At 62.8% G+C, this 14,765-nt stretch carries 16 protein-coding genes and 1 tRNA gene; 10 read left to right on the forward strand and 7 right to left on the reverse strand.

Annotated elements, in window-relative coordinates:
* Positions 1–19 precede the first annotated feature (19 nt).
* Positions 20–394 carry an avidin/streptavidin family protein gene (locus FJ490_RS10505; RefSeq protein WP_140625230.1) on the forward strand — a complete coding sequence of 125 codons (375 nt, stop codon included), beginning with the start codon at positions 20–22 and terminating at the stop codon, positions 392–394.
* 137 nt (positions 395–531) lie between these two features.
* Positions 532–1,185, forward strand: coding sequence for a hypothetical protein (locus tag FJ490_RS10510; protein WP_140728793.1), 654 nt, complete (start codon positions 532–534; stop codon positions 1,183–1,185).
* Positions 1,186–1,250: 65 nt separating this feature from the next.
* Here the strand turns inward: FJ490_RS10510 and FJ490_RS10515 are convergent, their stop codons facing one another.
* The 4 genes from FJ490_RS10515 to FJ490_RS10530 form a co-directional block, all read right to left on the reverse strand.
* Entirely contained in the window at positions 1,251–1,544 is a 294-nt protein-coding gene (locus FJ490_RS10515; RefSeq protein WP_140547678.1) for a muconolactone Delta-isomerase family protein, read from the reverse strand.
* A 73-nt stretch (positions 1,545–1,617) separates the two neighbouring features.
* Positions 1,618–1,890 carry a DUF1127 domain-containing protein gene (locus FJ490_RS10520; protein ID WP_246672607.1) on the reverse strand — a complete coding sequence of 91 codons (273 nt, stop codon included), beginning with the start codon at positions 1,888–1,890 and terminating at the stop codon, positions 1,618–1,620.
* A 93-nt stretch (positions 1,891–1,983) separates the two neighbouring features.
* Entirely contained in the window at positions 1,984–2,223 is a 240-nt protein-coding gene (locus tag FJ490_RS10525) for a DUF680 domain-containing protein (RefSeq protein WP_140554644.1), read from the reverse strand.
* Between the two features lie 301 nt (positions 2,224–2,524).
* Positions 2,525–3,436, reverse strand: coding sequence for a LysR family transcriptional regulator (locus tag FJ490_RS10530; RefSeq protein ID WP_140514286.1), 912 nt, complete (start codon positions 3,434–3,436; stop codon positions 2,525–2,527).
* Between the two features lie 121 nt (positions 3,437–3,557).
* Here FJ490_RS10530 and FJ490_RS10535 point away from each other — a divergent pair, with 121 nt between their 5' ends.
* Positions 3,558–4,712 carry an HlyD family secretion protein gene (locus FJ490_RS10535; protein ID WP_140514288.1) on the forward strand — a complete coding sequence of 385 codons (1,155 nt, stop codon included), beginning with the start codon at positions 3,558–3,560 and terminating at the stop codon, positions 4,710–4,712.
* Positions 4,713–4,804: 92 nt separating this feature from the next.
* Entirely contained in the window at positions 4,805–6,427 is a 1,623-nt protein-coding gene (locus FJ490_RS10540; RefSeq protein ID WP_140491504.1) for an MDR family MFS transporter, read from the forward strand.
* Between the two features lie 270 nt (positions 6,428–6,697).
* On the opposite strand, the gene FJ490_RS10545 is transcribed toward FJ490_RS10540, so the two are convergent.
* Positions 6,698–6,774: transfer RNA gene (locus FJ490_RS10545), tRNA-Arg, on the reverse strand.
* 226 nt (positions 6,775–7,000) lie between these two features.
* Entirely contained in the window at positions 7,001–8,488 is a 1,488-nt protein-coding gene (locus tag FJ490_RS10550; RefSeq protein ID WP_140491502.1) for a HAMP domain-containing sensor histidine kinase, read from the reverse strand.
* 312 nt (positions 8,489–8,800) lie between these two features.
* On the opposite strand from FJ490_RS10550, the gene rpmH reads away from it, so the two are divergent.
* The 5 genes from rpmH (at position 8,801) to yihA (ending at position 12,681) form a co-directional block, all read left to right on the forward strand.
* Positions 8,801–8,935 (forward strand): 50S ribosomal protein L34, encoded by a 135-nt coding sequence (rpmH, locus tag FJ490_RS10560; RefSeq protein WP_008833937.1) that lies wholly within the window; start codon positions 8,801–8,803, stop codon positions 8,933–8,935.
* A 14-nt stretch (positions 8,936–8,949) separates the two neighbouring features.
* A complete protein-coding gene (gene rnpA, locus FJ490_RS10565; protein WP_140514294.1) occupies positions 8,950–9,303 on the forward strand; it encodes a ribonuclease P protein component in 354 nt (117 codons plus the stop codon).
* 14 nt (positions 9,304–9,317) lie between these two features.
* A complete protein-coding gene (gene yidC, locus FJ490_RS10570; RefSeq protein ID WP_140582791.1) occupies positions 9,318–11,138 on the forward strand; it encodes a membrane protein insertase YidC in 1,821 nt (606 codons plus the stop codon).
* Between the two features lie 248 nt (positions 11,139–11,386).
* Positions 11,387–12,025, forward strand: coding sequence for a CatB-related O-acetyltransferase (locus tag FJ490_RS10575; protein WP_140625223.1), 639 nt, complete (start codon positions 11,387–11,389; stop codon positions 12,023–12,025).
* The gene (gene yihA, locus FJ490_RS10580) at positions 12,022–12,681 is read left to right on the forward strand and encodes a ribosome biogenesis GTP-binding protein YihA/YsxC (protein WP_140728794.1); all 660 of its coding nucleotides are present in this window, start codon (positions 12,022–12,024) and stop codon (positions 12,679–12,681) included. The genes FJ490_RS10575 and yihA overlap by 4 nt, the downstream gene beginning before the upstream one ends.
* A 17-nt stretch (positions 12,682–12,698) precedes the next feature.
* Here yihA and FJ490_RS10585 read toward each other — a convergent pair whose 3' ends face one another.
* Complete coding sequence (locus FJ490_RS10585; protein ID WP_140514299.1) at positions 12,699–13,433, reverse strand: TetR/AcrR family transcriptional regulator; 735 nt, start codon at positions 13,431–13,433, stop codon at positions 12,699–12,701.
* 127 nt (positions 13,434–13,560) lie between these two features.
* Between FJ490_RS10585 and FJ490_RS10590 the strand changes: the two genes are divergently transcribed.
* Positions 13,561–14,745 carry an HlyD family secretion protein gene (locus FJ490_RS10590; protein WP_140582796.1) on the forward strand — a complete coding sequence of 395 codons (1,185 nt, stop codon included), beginning with the start codon at positions 13,561–13,563 and terminating at the stop codon, positions 14,743–14,745.
* Positions 14,746–14,765 lie beyond the last annotated feature (20 nt).

Here is a 14,765-nt window from a genome sequence, read left to right on the forward strand (position 1 = left end):
ACCGCTCGTGGAGTGCACCATGCCAGATTGGATCGGGACTTGGCGAAACCAATACGGCTCGACCGTCATCATCGAGCACGACGCGGAAGGCGTCATCCGCGGCACGTTCAGGACCGCGTTGGAAGACAGCAGTTTCTTTGGTCAGGAACTTCCGATCCATGGCGCTGCTAGTGGCGACGTAATCGGCTTCACGGCTGCGGGACAGGGCAAGGCCGGGCCTGCGGCCGTCAGCTACACCGGTATTCTGAGGGAAAGTAAGCTCGAGATGCTTTGGCATACCGTTGCAGGGCAGACCCTTACCGCATCGGCGGAAGGGGCGCCTGCCAGGATGGTCAGAGTTGGGGCATGGCGCGCCTTCGGGACCAGCCTGGATGTGTTCGAGCGCGTGGAATGACCCAGCCTCTCGGGCCGGCGTGGCTCCATGGGCGGCTATGGAAGGCCGCCAGGCCCGCATATGCGCGACTGAAGGCGGCTTGCCGATCCTGAGCGATTTCGGCGGCGCTGTGGTCGAGCCGACCGGAGGACGATGGGATGGCGGAAGAAGGCAACGACGCGCAGGTAACTCTGCAGTGCATGACGACCGAGCACTTCGTGTTGCAGACCGCCCGCGCAGCCACGATTCAGGAGGCGAATCAGCGCGCCAATCTGTTCCTCACGTCAGTCTCAAGCGCGGCGATCGCGCTGTCATTCGTCGCGCAGGTCACGAAAATGGGTACGCCGTTCGTGCTGTTCAGCCTGATCTTGCTGCCCTGCGTTTTCTTCATCGGCCTGGTCACCTTCGTCCGCGCCGTGCAGGTCGCCATCGAGGACATGGTGCACGCCCGTGGAATGGCGCGGATCCGGCACTACTACGTCGAAGTCGCGCCCGCCATGCAAAGCTACCTCGTTCATTCCACGCATGACGATCGCTCGGCGGTGCTCGTGGACAAGGGGCTCAGCCCATCGCCGTTGCAGTATTTCATGACCACGGCCGGAATGGTGAGCGTGATCAGCAGCGCCATCGCAGGTGTCTTTACGGGCATAGCCGCCACAGCGGCAGCCGGCGCCGGAATGGCTCTCGGTGTGACAGCCGGGATGCTCGCCTTCGCTGCAAGCGTGTTCGTGCTGCGCAGCTACCACCTGCGGGCTTGGGCGGCGGCCGAGCAAAGACTGACGGTTCTTTTCCCAGGCACGCGCGGGGAATGAAGCTCTGCGGAGCCAGGGATCGCTTGGCCGAGGTCCCATATGCCATGCATGCCTTCTGACATCTTCTATTGCCGCGGCCCAAAGCCTCTATATGGCCGTAGCGGAACAATGGAGGCCGTTTCCTGCATGCCGCTTTTGAACAGCGGAAGGGCATTGAGCACCGAGCGAACCTCTTCCTCCGTTTCGGCCTCCATGAGAAGACAAGCGCCGCCCATGTCGCCGCGGTTCCAGATTTGTCGCACGGTGCTCGCCATGAAAAGTCGGCGAACGCCTTCGGCTTCGGCTTCCAGTCTCTCGGGCGTGTAGTCCGCGTCGTTGAAGCTTTCCGTCCGCCGACGTGTCAAGACCATGAACTGCATGTTCTTTCTCCTGTTGATGAAGGTAAGGCTTTCCGGTTTGTCCCGGTGGGTGCTTGATGCCTGTCATGGTTATTTAGCGACCATCGGCTGGAACAGGGCGGAAACGATCGGTTTTCCAGTCTCGGCCGGCAACGTCGGCGCGAGAAAGACCGATGTCTTGCAATTGCGAGTCCGTGAGTTCCATCAGCATGCGGCGGCTCCGGCGCCTTTCCATACCGGCTTCGACCCAGACCAAGATCGCCGCGACGCGCGCCATCAGAATCTGTAGAGCCTCGACTCCACGCCGCTGCGGTGCACTCCTTGTTTCGGCCCGCTCCAAGGCGGCGCCGTTGACGACTGCGTCCATCGCATTTCTCCTTTTTTCGCGACCGGTCGAACCCCGAGGCGAAGGCGGCGAATGAGCCCGCTGCTTTGGGGGTTCGGCGGCCGGAGCCGGTGTCTAACGGTTGCCGAAAAGGTCCCGGCGACGCTCGACCGCCTGATCCTGCGCGATGGCCGCATTGGAGCCCGCATTGAGCAGTTCGTAGGCTGCACTATGCGCGATCGAGGACGTGTGGGTGTTGTCGAGCTGTTCCCGGGCAATCGCATTGATGTCGGAACCGCCGACATTCGGGTTCTCGGCGAGTGCGGCGCCAGTGATGGCCAGGAACGCGGCGGTGGCAAGAGCGATCTTTTTCATGGAAATCTCCTAAGGTTGAGTTCTGGACTTGGGTTCAAGAACAGGTCCTTGCCTGTTCGCCAAGACGATGCATCTTGGGCCCACTCATGATAATCATCGAAGATTGGGAAGGATCATCCGCCAAGAGCGGATAATAGGATCATGAGCGGGCGCGCTGCCTCAGCGCTGACCCCTCCCGGATCGAGGATTTTGCCATGTCGGTGCTGGCAATCGCTCCGGCCCTTGCCGGCATGTGGCCGGCCAGAGATCAGAAGGCACATCAGCCCGCCGACTTTCCGGCGGCGGACGGTGTAACCGTCGTTCAGTACTTCAATTCCATCCACCTGCGGTGTTCGGCAAAGCGCTCGGCCAACAGATCGATGAAAGTCCTCACCTTGGCCGAGACATGGTGACGATGCGGATAGAACGCGTTGATCGCGAACTCGACTCCTGAATATTCCTCCAGCACCCGGACAAGGCGCCCGGCGCTCAGGTCGTCGGCCACGAGGAAGGGCGGCGGTATGAACAGACCGCGGCCGTCGAGAGCAAGGCGTCTGAGCGTCTCCTGGCTGTTGGTCAATAAGTTGCCATCGACGCGGACGGAAACGGGCTCGCCGTCGGGGTCCTCGAAACGCCACTCGTTACCGAAAGGATATGACGCATGGCGCATGCAATTGTGGCGTGCGAGGTCATCGGGCCGACGCGGTGTTCCATGGCGTTCGAAATAGCCGGGCGAACCGCAGACGATGTTGCGCCATGAGGTCAGCCGCCGGACGATCAGGCTTGAATCGGGAAGCGGCAGCGAACGCACGTCAAGGTCGAAGCCCTCCTCCACCATGTCGACCATTCTTTCGCCGACGGTGAGATCGACCGAAACAGCCGGATAAAGGTTGACGAATTCGGAAACGATCGGCGCCAGAAAACGGATGACGCTCATGCTGGAATGAAGGCGAAGCGTGCCTTGCGGCGTCGCCTGAAGTGCTCCCGCGACGCGGTCCGCCTCCTCCAGATCGGCGAGGATTTGTGAGGAACGCTGGTAGTAAGCCTGGCCGATCTCGGTCAGGCTCACCTTGCGGGTGGTGCGGTTGAGAAGCCGGACGCCGAGCCTGTCCTCCAGCGCCTGGACGTGGTTGCTGACCATGGTCGTCGACATGTTGAGGCGTCGGGCTGCCGCGGAAAAGCCGCCGCATTCCACAACGCGGCCAAACACCGTCAAGCTCGTGAGCCTGTCCATTTCGATTATCCGCTCTTAATGGATGATCCTTCTGTTCTTTCCTCGATTATCACATCAAGATTGCCGTTGCATCGTCCTTGCACCAATCGGCCACTCGGCCCGACCGTGAGAGGAGATTACGATGAACGTAAGCGTCAAACCCGCCACCTTGGAATACCCGGTTGAGGTGAAGCCCGCGCTGCGGGCCCGCAAGACGATGATCAAGCGCACCGTTGTCGGGTTGGGTCTGGTGGTCGGCCTGACCGCGGCTGCGCTCTACGGCTATGACTATTGGACGGTCGGGCAGTATCTGCAATCGACCGACGATGCCTATGTCAAGGCCGACTATACGACTGTCGCGCCGAAGATCTCGGGCCACATCGCCGAGGTGCTGGTCGATGACAACACTCCCGTCAAGGCGGGCCAGGTTCTGGCCCGCATCGACGACCGCGACTTCAGGACCGCGCTCGACCAAGCGCAAGCCAATGTCGAAGCAGCCGAAGCGACGCTGCATAACCTCGACGCCCAGATCGGCCTGCAGCATTCGGTGGTCGAACAGCAAAAGGCCAACGTCGCCGCAACCGAGGCGAAGCTCAAATTCGCGCAGCAGGAGGGTGACCGCTATAAAACCCTGCTGAAAAGCGGCTACGGCACCAGCCAACGCGCCCAGCAAGCCGCGGCCTCCCTTGGCGAAAACGAAGCCCAACTGCGGCGGGATCGCGCCGCACTGGTTGCTGCCCGCAAAGCGATCGACGTGCTCACGACTGAGCGCGGCAAGGCGGAGGCCGAGCGCGACAGCAGCCAGGCCGCCCTGCGTCAGGCGAAACTCAATCTCTCCTACACCACGATCACAGCGCCCGTCGACGGCACCGTCGGGGCCCGTTCGCTTCGCGTCGGCCAGTATGTGCAGGCCGGCACGCTGCTCATGGCGGTGGTGCCGCTGAATGCGGTCTATGTCGTGGCCAATTTCAAGGAGACACAGCTTACCCATGTGCAGAGCGGACAGCCGGTCGAGATCGCGGTCGACGGCTTTCCCGGCGTGGCACTCAAGGGCCGCGTCGACAGTGTGTCGCCGGCCAGCGGTCTCGAGTTCGCGCTGCTGCCCCCCGATAACGCCACCGGCAATTTCACCAAGATCGTGCAGCGCATCCCGGTGAAGATCGCGATCAACGACGGCAGGCTCGCCGGCAAGCTGCGCGCCGGCATGTCGGCGGAACCGACGATCGACACGAAGGCAACCATCCTGGCCGAACGGGGTGAACCGGACAGCGGCCGCCGGATCATCGCCGGCTGGTAACTCGTAGCGGCTGCGCGAGGTTCTCCGGGACCTCGCATGGTGGCAGCCACGCCAGTGTCTCACGCACTCTTCGTCAAACAGGGAATTCAGCCGTGCCCGCGATCTTCACCACCAACCCCACGCCTGCGCCGGCGGCAGCCAAAGCATCGAGCTTGGCGCCCACCGATGCCTCTTCCGCCTCGCTCAAGACCTGGATCGCCGTCATTGGCTCGACGCTCGGCGCCTTCATGGCGGTCCTCAACATCCAGATCGTCAACGCATCCCTCGCCGACATTCAGGGCGCCATCGGCGCCGGCATCGATGACGGCGGCTGGATATCGACCGCCTACCTGGTGGCCGAGATCGTCGTCATTCCTCTCACTGGCTGGCTGTCGCGGGTCTTTTCCATCCGCCTTTATCTTCTGGCCAATGCAATCCTGTTTCTCGCCTTCTCGGTTGCCTGCGCCTTCGCGCAAAACCTTCAGCAGATGATTGTTCTGCGTGCTTTGCAGGGCTTTTGCGGCGGCGTGCTGATCCCGGTCGCCTTCACCATCACCATAACCCTCCTGCCCAAGGCGAAGCAGCCGATCGGATTCGCCCTGTTCGCGCTGTCGGCGACCTTCGCACCGGCCATCGGACCGACAATCGGTGGCTATCTCACCGAGAACTGGGGCTGGCAGTTCATCTTCTATGTCAACTTGGTCCCCGGCGCGCTGATGGTCGGCATGCTGTGGATGTCCCTCGAAAGGGCGCCGATGCAGCTTTCGCTGCTGCGCCAGGGCGACTGGGCCGGGATCATCACCATGGCGATCGGGCTCGGCACCTTGCAGACCGTGCTCGAGGAGGGCAACAAGGACGATTGGTTCGGCTCGCCGTTCATCGTGCGGCTGTCCTTGATCGCCCTCGTCAGCCTATCGCTTTTCCTGTGGATCGAGTTGAGAAGCGAAAGGCCCTTGCTTAACCTCAGACTGTTCGCCCGCTGGAATTTCGGTTTCTCCATCCTGGCCAGCTTCCTGCTCGGAATTGCGCTCTACGGGGCGGTGTTCATCCTGCCCGTCTATCTCGCGCGCATCCAGGGCTACAACGCCCAGCAGATCGGCATGGTGCTGGCCTGGACAGGCCTGCCGCAACTGGTGCTGATCCCGCTGGTGCCGCAGTTGATGAAGCGTTTCGACATGCGCATTATCGTCGCCTTCGGCTTTGCGCTGTTCGCGGCGAGCAATTTCATGAACATCGAAATGACGGCGACCTACGCGTCGGAGCAGTTCTTTTGGCCGAATGTCGTCCGTGCCGTCGGTCAGGCCCTGGTCATGGTACCCCTGGCTGCGGTCGCTACGGCCGGCATCGAACAGGAGAACGCCGGCTCCGCCTCCGCATTGTTCAACATGATCCGGAATCTCGGCGGCGCCGTCGGCATCGCCATGCTGCAGACTTTTCTGACCAAGCGCGAGCAGTTCCACTCCAACGTGCTGGTGCGGTCGGTGTCGCTGTTCGAAGAGAGCACTCGCGCGCGCATCGAGCATCTGACCCGGTACTTCCTGGCGCATGGCGCCGGCGATCGCGCAGCCGCGATGCACAAGGCCGTCATCGCCATCGGACAGATGGTGCGCAAGCAGGCTTTCATCATGGCTTTCAGCGACGCGTTCTATCTGCTCGGAGCAGCCCTTGTCGTCGCGTTCTTCGCCACGCTGCTGTTGCGCAACCCGGGCCATGTCGAGGCGGGTGGCGCGCACTGAAAGATCGGAAAGAAGAATTACAATGATTTCAAATCCCGAGTACGCCTGCGCGGCCCCGGAATGTGAGTCTGTCACGGTGCACCGCCAGGAGACTCAGCAAATTCGAATGCTTGGCAGAGACTGTGCCGTTCCAAGTAGGGCACTTTAGCCCATAGTGCGATTTTGGCACCGGCTGCCGCCGTCTTGCCAAAACCGGCTGAATTCCGAAAATCGAGCCAGTGGCGTCGCGCTCGAAACGCCTGGAAGTCTATTGATTTCAATAGGATAAAATGGCGCGCCCGAAGAGATTCGAACTCCTGACCCCCAGATTCGTAGTCTGGTGCTCTATCCAGCTGAGCTACGGGCGCGCATCAGGTCATGCTTTCCATGACCCCGCGATCCGATCCTTGAGGACCGGCCGCGAATGTGTGCAGTTCCCTAGCGACTGAATTCGCGAAAAGCAAGCCGATCCGGCAAAAGTTTTGTCGTCGATGCGTCATCCGCTGGATCCGGCCGGAAATCGGGTTGTTCGAAGCGGCATTCAGGGCGAAGGGGGGCCGGACCGGTTTGCGGGCGAAACAGCGCCCAAGCCTGTCAGGCCGGGCGGCGCAGCCCGTTGCGGGCCTGGTCGAGCCGCACCGGCTGGTCGGGAATGGTGACGGCGAAGGTGGTGCGCCCGCCGATCGATTCGACCAGCTCCACCGTGCCGCCATGCGCGCGGATCAGTTCATGCGCGATCGCCAGGCCAAGCCCGGTGCCGCCGCTGCGCGCAGAGCCGCGGAACGCCGCGAACAGGTTCTCGCGCGCCTTCGGCGGCAGGCCGGGACCGGTGTCGGTCACGACGATGCGGCTGACGCTGCCCATGCGCTCGGCCGAAACCGCCAGCCGGCGCACCACGGCGCTCTCCGTGTCCGCCGCCATCGCCTGCACGGCGTTGCGGCACAGATTGGTGAGCACGCGGAACAACTGGTCGGAATCGGCGTCCACCTCGAACGCCTTTTCGACCGCGTTGATGAACTCGATGCCTTCCTCGATGTCGAGCAGGCCGTGCACGTCCTCGACCAGCTGGCGCAGCCGCACGCGCCGGCGCGAAGGCGGCGGCTCCTGCGTACGGCCGTAATGAAGCACGCCTTCCGAGTAGGAGACCGCACGGTCGAGCGCACGCAGGAGCTTCGGCGCGAAGGCCTGCACGGTCGGATCCTTGACCTGGCGCAGGCGGTCCGAAATGAGCTGCGCCGAGGCCAGGATGTTGCGCATGTCGTGGTTGATCTTCGACACGGCGAGGCCGAGGTCGGCCAGGTGCTTCTGCTCGGTCAGCATCTTCTGCAGCCGCTCCTGCATCTGCGACAGCTCGCGCTCGGCCACCCCGATCTCATCGGCGCGAGCGGCGGGATGAATGATCCGGCTGGGGTCGTCGGGGGCCTGCGAGAAGGACAGCATGGAGCGCGTCATGTTGCGGATCGGTCCGATCATGATCAGGTCGATCGCGGCATAGACCAGCATGGCCGTGAACAGCGAGATCAGCAGCGAGACGAAGGCGACGTTGCGCGAATAGATAAGCATCGCCTTGCGCAGGCTGTAGTCCGGCATGATCAGCTCGAACTCCTTGTCGCTGTCGCCGACCGGCCCGAAGACGCGCAGCATCCGGTCGCCGCCGAAAAACAGCGTGTCGAGCGCGCCGGTCATGCCCTTGACCATGCCGACGCTGGCGAGGTCGATGTGCTCGTCGACCTGCGGCGGCATATCGGCCACCACAAGCAGCCGCGACACGCCGCCGTCGCGCACCGCGATCGCCTTGGCGCCGATCGCCATAAGCACGTCGTTCTGCGCCGTGCGCGACAGCGAGGTCGGTTCGCCCTGCACCAGCACGATCGATACGGCCGCGGCGGTACTCAGCCGCTCCTTGAGCCAGGCCAGCCGGTAGCTGGCGATCCAGGGCAGGAAGATGAGCACCTCGGCCAAAAGCACGAAGACGATGGTCAACAGCAGCAGTTTTGTCGACAGGCCGCGCGACAAGGGTACGCTGCGGACGGCGGCTGGCGCTGGTCCTGTCCCTTCCTCGGCGTGCGTGGTTTCGCTCATGCGGTCCTGTCTTCACAATCGCTTGATCAGCCCAGATTAGGCGATTGCGGCTTTTTTGCCAATTTCCCCCTTGGTCGGAGAGATATAATTGCCGCCGAAAGTGCGCATCCCGGGCCCGGCGACACCGGCCCGGCACCGGCCCGGCACCGGCCCGGCACCGGATTGACTTCCAAAACCCTTCTTTCTATAAGCCCGCTCACGCTCGGGCCATTCGTCCCGGCGCGGTTTCGATCGCGCCAAAGCCGGCCCGGCAAAGCTCCTGTTACAGAGTGACAGAATCAAGAAGGGCCGCACCCCGCGGTATTAAAACAAATGAAGCGTACCTACCAACCGTCCAAACTCGTCCGCAAACGCCGGCACGGTTTCCGTGCCCGCATGGCCACCAAGGGTGGTCGCGGCGTCGTCGCAGCTCGCCGCAACCGCGGCCGCAAGCGGCTCAGCGCCTGAGCGAGACAAGATCGTTGCCCGCAACCGGCAAGCCAGTGGGACAAAATCCCAAGCGGCTTCTGAAACGCGCGGAATTCCTGGCCGTCCGCCGTGGTGAAAAACGTCGCGGGCGGTTTTTCCTCGTCGAGGTCCTCGACCGCGGCGACGGCGGCGCGCCGCGCGTCGGCTACACCGTCACCAAGAAGGTCGGCAACGCGGTCGTGCGTAACCGCGTCCGGCGGCGGCTGAAAGAGGCCGTGCGCACCCATGCGGCCGATGACATGATGCCCGGCAATGATTATGTCATCGTCGGGCGCGATGATGCGCTCCGCGCCCCGTTCGGCCAGTTGAAGGCCGAACTCTCCCGCCGACTTCGCGGAACACGATAGGCCAAGGGCTCTCGATGGAAAACAACCGAAACTTCTTCATCACCATCGCGCTGTCGGTGCTGATCCTGACCCTGTGGCAGGTCTTCTACATGAACCCGCGCGTCGAACAGCAGCGCGAGGCGGCGCGCGTCGAGCAGCAGCGCGTGGAAGAGCAGAAGAAGGCGGCAGAGACAGCCAATCCGGGCGCGGCAACGCCGGCACCGGCCGGCACCGCTCCCGGTGCCATCCCCAACGCGCCCGGCGGAGACACCGTCACCGCGGCCAGCCGCGACCAGGCGCTGGCGGCTTCGAAGCGCGTCAAGATCGATACGCCGAGCCTCGAAGGCTCGATCAACCTGACCGGCGCCCGTCTCGACGACCTCAAGCTCAAGCACTACACCGAAACCGTCGACAAGAATTCGCCCGAGATCGAACTGCTCAACCCTTCGGAGTTGCCCAGCGGCTACTTCGCCGAGATCGGCTTCGTCGGCAACGACAAGACGGGTACGGTACCGGGCGCGGATACGGTGTGGAACGTCGAAGGCAATCCGACGCTGACCCCGTCGACGCCGGTGACGCTGACTTACACCAGTGACAAGGGGCTGACCTTCAAGCGCACCTTCTCTGTGGACAGCGACTACATGTTCACCGTTTCCGACGAGGTGCGCAATTCGGGTTCGGCCCCGGTTACGCTGTCGAATTACGGCCGCGTCACGCGCTACGACAAGCCGGCAGTCGCCAGCACCTACGTGCTGCATGAAGGCCTGATCGGCTTCACCGGTGCGGAAGGCCTGCAGGAACACAAATACGCGTCCATCGAGAAGGACAAGGAAGTCAAGCCGGGCAAGTCGACGGACGGCTGGCTTGGCATTACCGACAAATATTGGGCGGTGACGGTGGTTCCGAGCGAGAAGCAGCCGTTTCAGCCGCGCTTCGGCTATTTCGTGGACGGCCGCCACCGCTACCAGTCCGACTTCCTCACCGACCCGATCAATGTCGAGGCCGGCCAGTCGGCAACCGTCGAGACCGAGGTCTTCGCCGGCGCCAAGGAAGTCGCCAAGATCAATGCCTATGCCGAAGACCGCCATATCAAGCGGTTCGACCTGCTGATCGACTGGGGCTGGTTCCACTTCATCACCAAGCCGATGTTCTGGCTTATCGACACGCTCTACAAATTCCTCGGCAATTTCGGCCTGGCGATCCTCGCCACCACCGTCATCGTCAAGGCCATCTTCTTCCCGCTCGCCAACAAGTCTTACGCGTCAATGGCGAACATGAAGAAGGTGCAGCCCAAGATGCTCGAGATCCGCGAGAAATACGCGGACGACAAGATGAAGCAGCAGCAGGCGATGATGGAGCTGTACAAGACCGAGAAGATCAATCCGCTCGCCGGCTGCTGGCCGGTGGCGCTGCAGATCCCGGTCTTCTTCTCGCTCTACAAGGTGCTCTACATCACCATCGAGATGCGCCATGCGCCGTTCTTCGGCTGGATCCAGGATCTGGCCGCGCCCGATCCGACCTCGATCTTCAACCTGTTCGGGCTGATCCCGATCACGCTTCCCCACATGCTGATGATCGGCGTCTGGCCGCTGATCATGGGCGTCACCATGTTCCTGCAGATGCGCATGAACCCGACGCCGCCGGATCCGACGCAGGCAGCCATCTTCACCTGGATGCCCGTCATCTTCACCTTCATGATGGCTGGGTTCCCGGCAGGCCTGGTCATCTACTGGGCCTGGAACAACACGCTGTCGATCCTCCAGCAAGGCGTGATCATGAAGCGCCAGGGCGCCAAGATCGAACTGTGGGACAATCTGCTGGCGCTGTTCCGCAAGAAACCGTCGCCAGCGGAATAGAGGCGCCGGCTCACGATTCAAAAAACCCGGCTCGTCCGGGTTTTTTCTTGTGCGCCGGCATCGGTCCACGTCCGCCCGCGATGGGCGAAACTGCAAACGCGCGGCACCGTCCGATCCGGCAAATGCGCTTGTCCACCATCGAAGACTCGCTCCCGGGGCGATTGGTGCTATACGGCGGATTACGCTACTTTGACGAGGTGTGCGCCGACGCGGGACGCGTCCGCCAGCCAATTCCCGGACGAACCGCCATGACCGGACCCAATCCCGACATCAAGCACCCGATCCCGATGCACACGCGCGTCGGCTTCCTCAAGGCGCTGGTGAGCGCGCCCAACATCGAGATCGGCGACTTCACCTATTATGACGATCCGGAAGGGCCGGATAAATTCGCCGAGAAATGCGTGCTGCACCACTATCCCTTCATCGGCGACAGGCTGATCATCGGCAAGTTCTGCGCCATCGCCGAAGGTGCCCGCTTCATCATGAACGGCGCCAACCACGCCATGTCCGGTTTTTCGACCTATCCGTTCAACATTTTCGGCCATGGCTGGGAAAAGGGTTTCGACCCCGCCACATGGTCGAAGGAGGTGCGCGGCGACACGGTGGTCGGCAACGATGTCTGGATCGGCATGGAGGCAGTGATCCTGCCGGGGGTGCAAATCGGCCATGGCGCCATCGTCGCGGCGAAGTCCGTGGTCACGCACGACGTGCGTCCCTATGCCATCGTCGCCGGCAACGCGGCCAAGGTCGTCAAGATGCGTTTCGACGACAGGACGATCCGGCGGCTGCTGGCGGTGGCTTGGTGGGATTGGCCGGTGGACAAGATCAGCCGCAACCTCGATGCCATCAGGGGCGCCGATATTTCTCTTCTGGAGACAGCAGCTTGAACGCTCAATACAGCACCACGATCGGCACGGACCTGTTTACCCGCGGGTGGATCTTCATCCGCGGTGTGCCCGCCATGAAGTTCCTGCCGCCGGAAGGGCCGCCGGAAATCGCCTTTGCCGGCCGCTCCAACGTCGGCAAGTCGTCGCTGATCAACGCTCTGGTCAACCAGAAGGGCCTGGCGCGCACCTCCAACACGCCGGGGCGCACGCAGGAACTCAATTATTTCGTGCCGGACGGATTTTCGGGGGAGGGCGCCGACCTGCCGCCAATGGCATTGGTCGACATGCCGGGCTACGGCTATGCCACCGCGCCCAAGGAAAAGGTCGACGATTGGACGAAGCTGGTCTTCGACTATCTCAAGGGCCGTGTCACGCTGAAGCGGGTTTATGTGCTGATCGACGCCCGCCACGGCATCAAGGCCAAGGACGACGAGGTGCTGTCGCTGCTCGACAAGGCGGCGGTTTCGTACCAGGTCGTGCTGACCAAGACCGACAAGATCAAGGCCGCCAGCGTGCCGCGGCTGATTGAGGAGACGCTTGCCAAGATCAAGAAGCGACCGGCGGCGTTTCCTTTCGTGCTGGCGACGTCATCGGAAAAGGCCGAGGGCCTGGAGGAGCTGCGCGCCGCGATCGTGCTCGCGGCCAATGGCGGCTAGCGGCACAAAAAGCCGGGTTAAGCCTTCGCCTCCAGGGCGATCATCTTGTGGCTTTCCTCCGCGGCAAGCATTTCGGTGCCATAGGCCTTCAGGAACATGTCGACGCCCGACCTGACGATATGGTCGATTTCGTCCTGGTTCGGAGCCTTGGCGCGATAGGCGAAGATGCACTGCCGGAAAAGACCGGCCAGGCAGAGTTCTGTGAACTGATAGGCGGCAAGGTCGACATCGTCGATCTTGAGCAGGCCACGGTCGATGGCGGCATTGAGGAAGGTCACGACCTTGTCGTGGCCGCGTTTGGGGCCGCGTTCGTAAAACCGCGCGCCCATGTCGGGTATCCTGTCGGAGGCGCCGATCACCGTGCGCTGGGCCTGGATGACCTTGGCCGAGGTGATCTTCATGGACAGGACCTTGCCGAATTTCACCAGCGTCTCGCGCAGGTCGTCGGCACGGTCGAGCACGTCATACATGTTCTTGAAGATCGTGCCGCGCTCTTCCTCGATCAGCGCCTCGAACAGCTCTTCCTTGTTGGCGAAGTAGACATAGATGGTGCCTTTCGACACGCCGGCTTCCCGCGTGATGTCGTTCATCGAGGCCGCCTCAAAGCCCTTGTCGATAAAGACCCGGCGGGCGCCATCGATGATCTGGCTGCGCTTGACCGGATCCTGTCCGGCTGCCGGGCGGCCGCGGCGCAAGCCGTCCAGCAGGTCGCCGCAATTGTCGTTTTCGACGTCGGGCGTTGTGTCGGCCATTAAAGTCACACCTCGAAAATAATTCGAACCAAGCGGTTCGATTGCCTCTTGATATGGTCCTCTTTAGGCGCTATGTCAACGGCCGGATCGAACCGAACGGTTCAGTATTATAACTTAGAGAGATGTCATGTCCTCGAACGCGCCGTCCACCGCCGAAGTCCGTCCTTTCCCCAACGCTAAGGTTGCTCCGGCGACGGAAGCACCGGAAGTTCCCGTCCAGCCAGTCGCCGCGCCGCCTCTGGCGGAAACTCCGCCGAAGAAGAAGCGTTCCGTGCGCTCCTTCCTGCTGCCGATCATCGGCGTCGCCCTGCTCGGCGCCGGCGCCTGGTACGGCTATGATTACTGGACCACCGGCCGTTTCATGATTTCGACCGACGACGCCTATGTCCAGGCCGACATGGCTTTCATTTCGCCCAAGATCTCCGGCTATGTCGATCAGGTCAAGGTCAGCGAGAACCAGCAGGTCAAGGCCGGCGATCCGCTGCTGACGGTCGATGACGGTGATTACAAAATAGCGGTCGCCCAGGCCGAGGCGCAGATCGCCACGCTGGCCAGGATGCTCGATCGCATCGATGCGCAGACCAAGGCGGCGCAGGCCTCCTTGCAGCAGGCGCAGGCCGCCAAGACCGCCGACCAGGCCGCGGCGGCCAATGCCGCGCGCGCCCAGCAGCGCGCCGCGCAACTGCTCAAGACCCATGTCGGTACGCAGGCGCAACTCGACGACGCCCAGACGGCGCTCGACCAGGCCAACGCCGCTCTCGTCGGCGCCGACGCGCAGATCGCCGCAGCACAAGCCAATATCGGCGTGCTGGAGGCGCAGCGCGCTGAATCGGCAAGCACGCTGGCATCCTTGCAGCTCAACCGCGACAAGGCCGCGCGCGACCTTTCCTTCACTGTGCTCAAGGCGCCCTATGACGGCGTCGTCGGCAACCGTTCCGTCGAGCAGGGCGACCTCGTGAGCCCCGGCCAGAAGCTCGCCGTCATCGTGCCGATGAACAAGCTCTACATCGTCGCCAACTTCAAGGAGACCCAGCTTGCCCGGCTGGTGCCCGGCGAAAAGGTCAGGATTTCGGTCGATGCCATCGACGGCGAGCCCATCGAGGGCACTGTCTCCTCGCTGGCGCCGGCCTCGGGTGCCGTGTTCTCGCTGCTGCCGCCGGAAAACGCCACCGGCAACTTCACCAAAGTGGTGCAGCGCGTCCCGGTCCGCATCGACGTGCCGGCCGATGCGCTGAAGAGCGGCAGATTACGCGCCGGCTTGAGCGTCGTTGTCGCCGTCGACAGCCGCACCGCGCCGGCCGCGATCAACTGAGCGCGCTCCGGGGAGCAACG

It is taken from the genome of Mesorhizobium sp. B2-5-11 (assembly GCF_006440835.1).
In the GTDB taxonomy this organism is placed as follows: Bacteria; Pseudomonadota; Alphaproteobacteria; order Rhizobiales; family Rhizobiaceae; genus Mesorhizobium.

Bases quoted from the DNA above. Each gene is read 5' to 3' on its own strand.
- FJ490_RS10505 (WP_140625230.1), top strand. From the start codon at position 20: ATGCCAGATTGGATCGGGACTTGGCGAAACCAATACGGCTCGACCGTC.
- FJ490_RS10510 (WP_140728793.1), top strand. From the start codon at position 532: ATGGCGGAAGAAGGCAACGACGCGCAGGTAACTCTGCAGTGCATGACG.
- FJ490_RS10515 (WP_140547678.1), bottom strand. From the start codon at position 1,544: ATGCAGTTCATGGTCTTGACACGTCGGCGGACGGAAAGCTTCAACGAC.
- FJ490_RS10520 (WP_246672607.1), bottom strand. From the start codon at position 1,890: ATGGACGCAGTCGTCAACGGCGCCGCCTTGGAGCGGGCCGAAACAAGG.
- FJ490_RS10525 (WP_140554644.1), bottom strand. From the start codon at position 2,223: ATGAAAAAGATCGCTCTTGCCACCGCCGCGTTCCTGGCCATCACTGGC.
- FJ490_RS10530 (WP_140514286.1), bottom strand. From the start codon at position 3,436: ATGGACAGGCTCACGAGCTTGACGGTGTTTGGCCGCGTTGTGGAATGC.
- FJ490_RS10535 (WP_140514288.1), top strand. From the start codon at position 3,558: ATGAACGTAAGCGTCAAACCCGCCACCTTGGAATACCCGGTTGAGGTG.
- FJ490_RS10550 (WP_140491502.1), bottom strand. From the start codon at position 8,488: ATGAGCGAAACCACGCACGCCGAGGAAGGGACAGGACCAGCGCCAGCC.
- rpmH (WP_008833937.1), top strand. From the start codon at position 8,801: ATGAAGCGTACCTACCAACCGTCCAAACTCGTCCGCAAACGCCGGCAC.
- yidC (WP_140582791.1), top strand. From the start codon at position 9,318: ATGGAAAACAACCGAAACTTCTTCATCACCATCGCGCTGTCGGTGCTG.
- FJ490_RS10575 (WP_140625223.1), top strand. From the start codon at position 11,387: ATGACCGGACCCAATCCCGACATCAAGCACCCGATCCCGATGCACACG.
- FJ490_RS10585 (WP_140514299.1), bottom strand. From the start codon at position 13,433: ATGGCCGACACAACGCCCGACGTCGAAAACGACAATTGCGGCGACCTG.
- FJ490_RS10590 (WP_140582796.1), top strand. From the start codon at position 13,561: ATGTCCTCGAACGCGCCGTCCACCGCCGAAGTCCGTCCTTTCCCCAAC.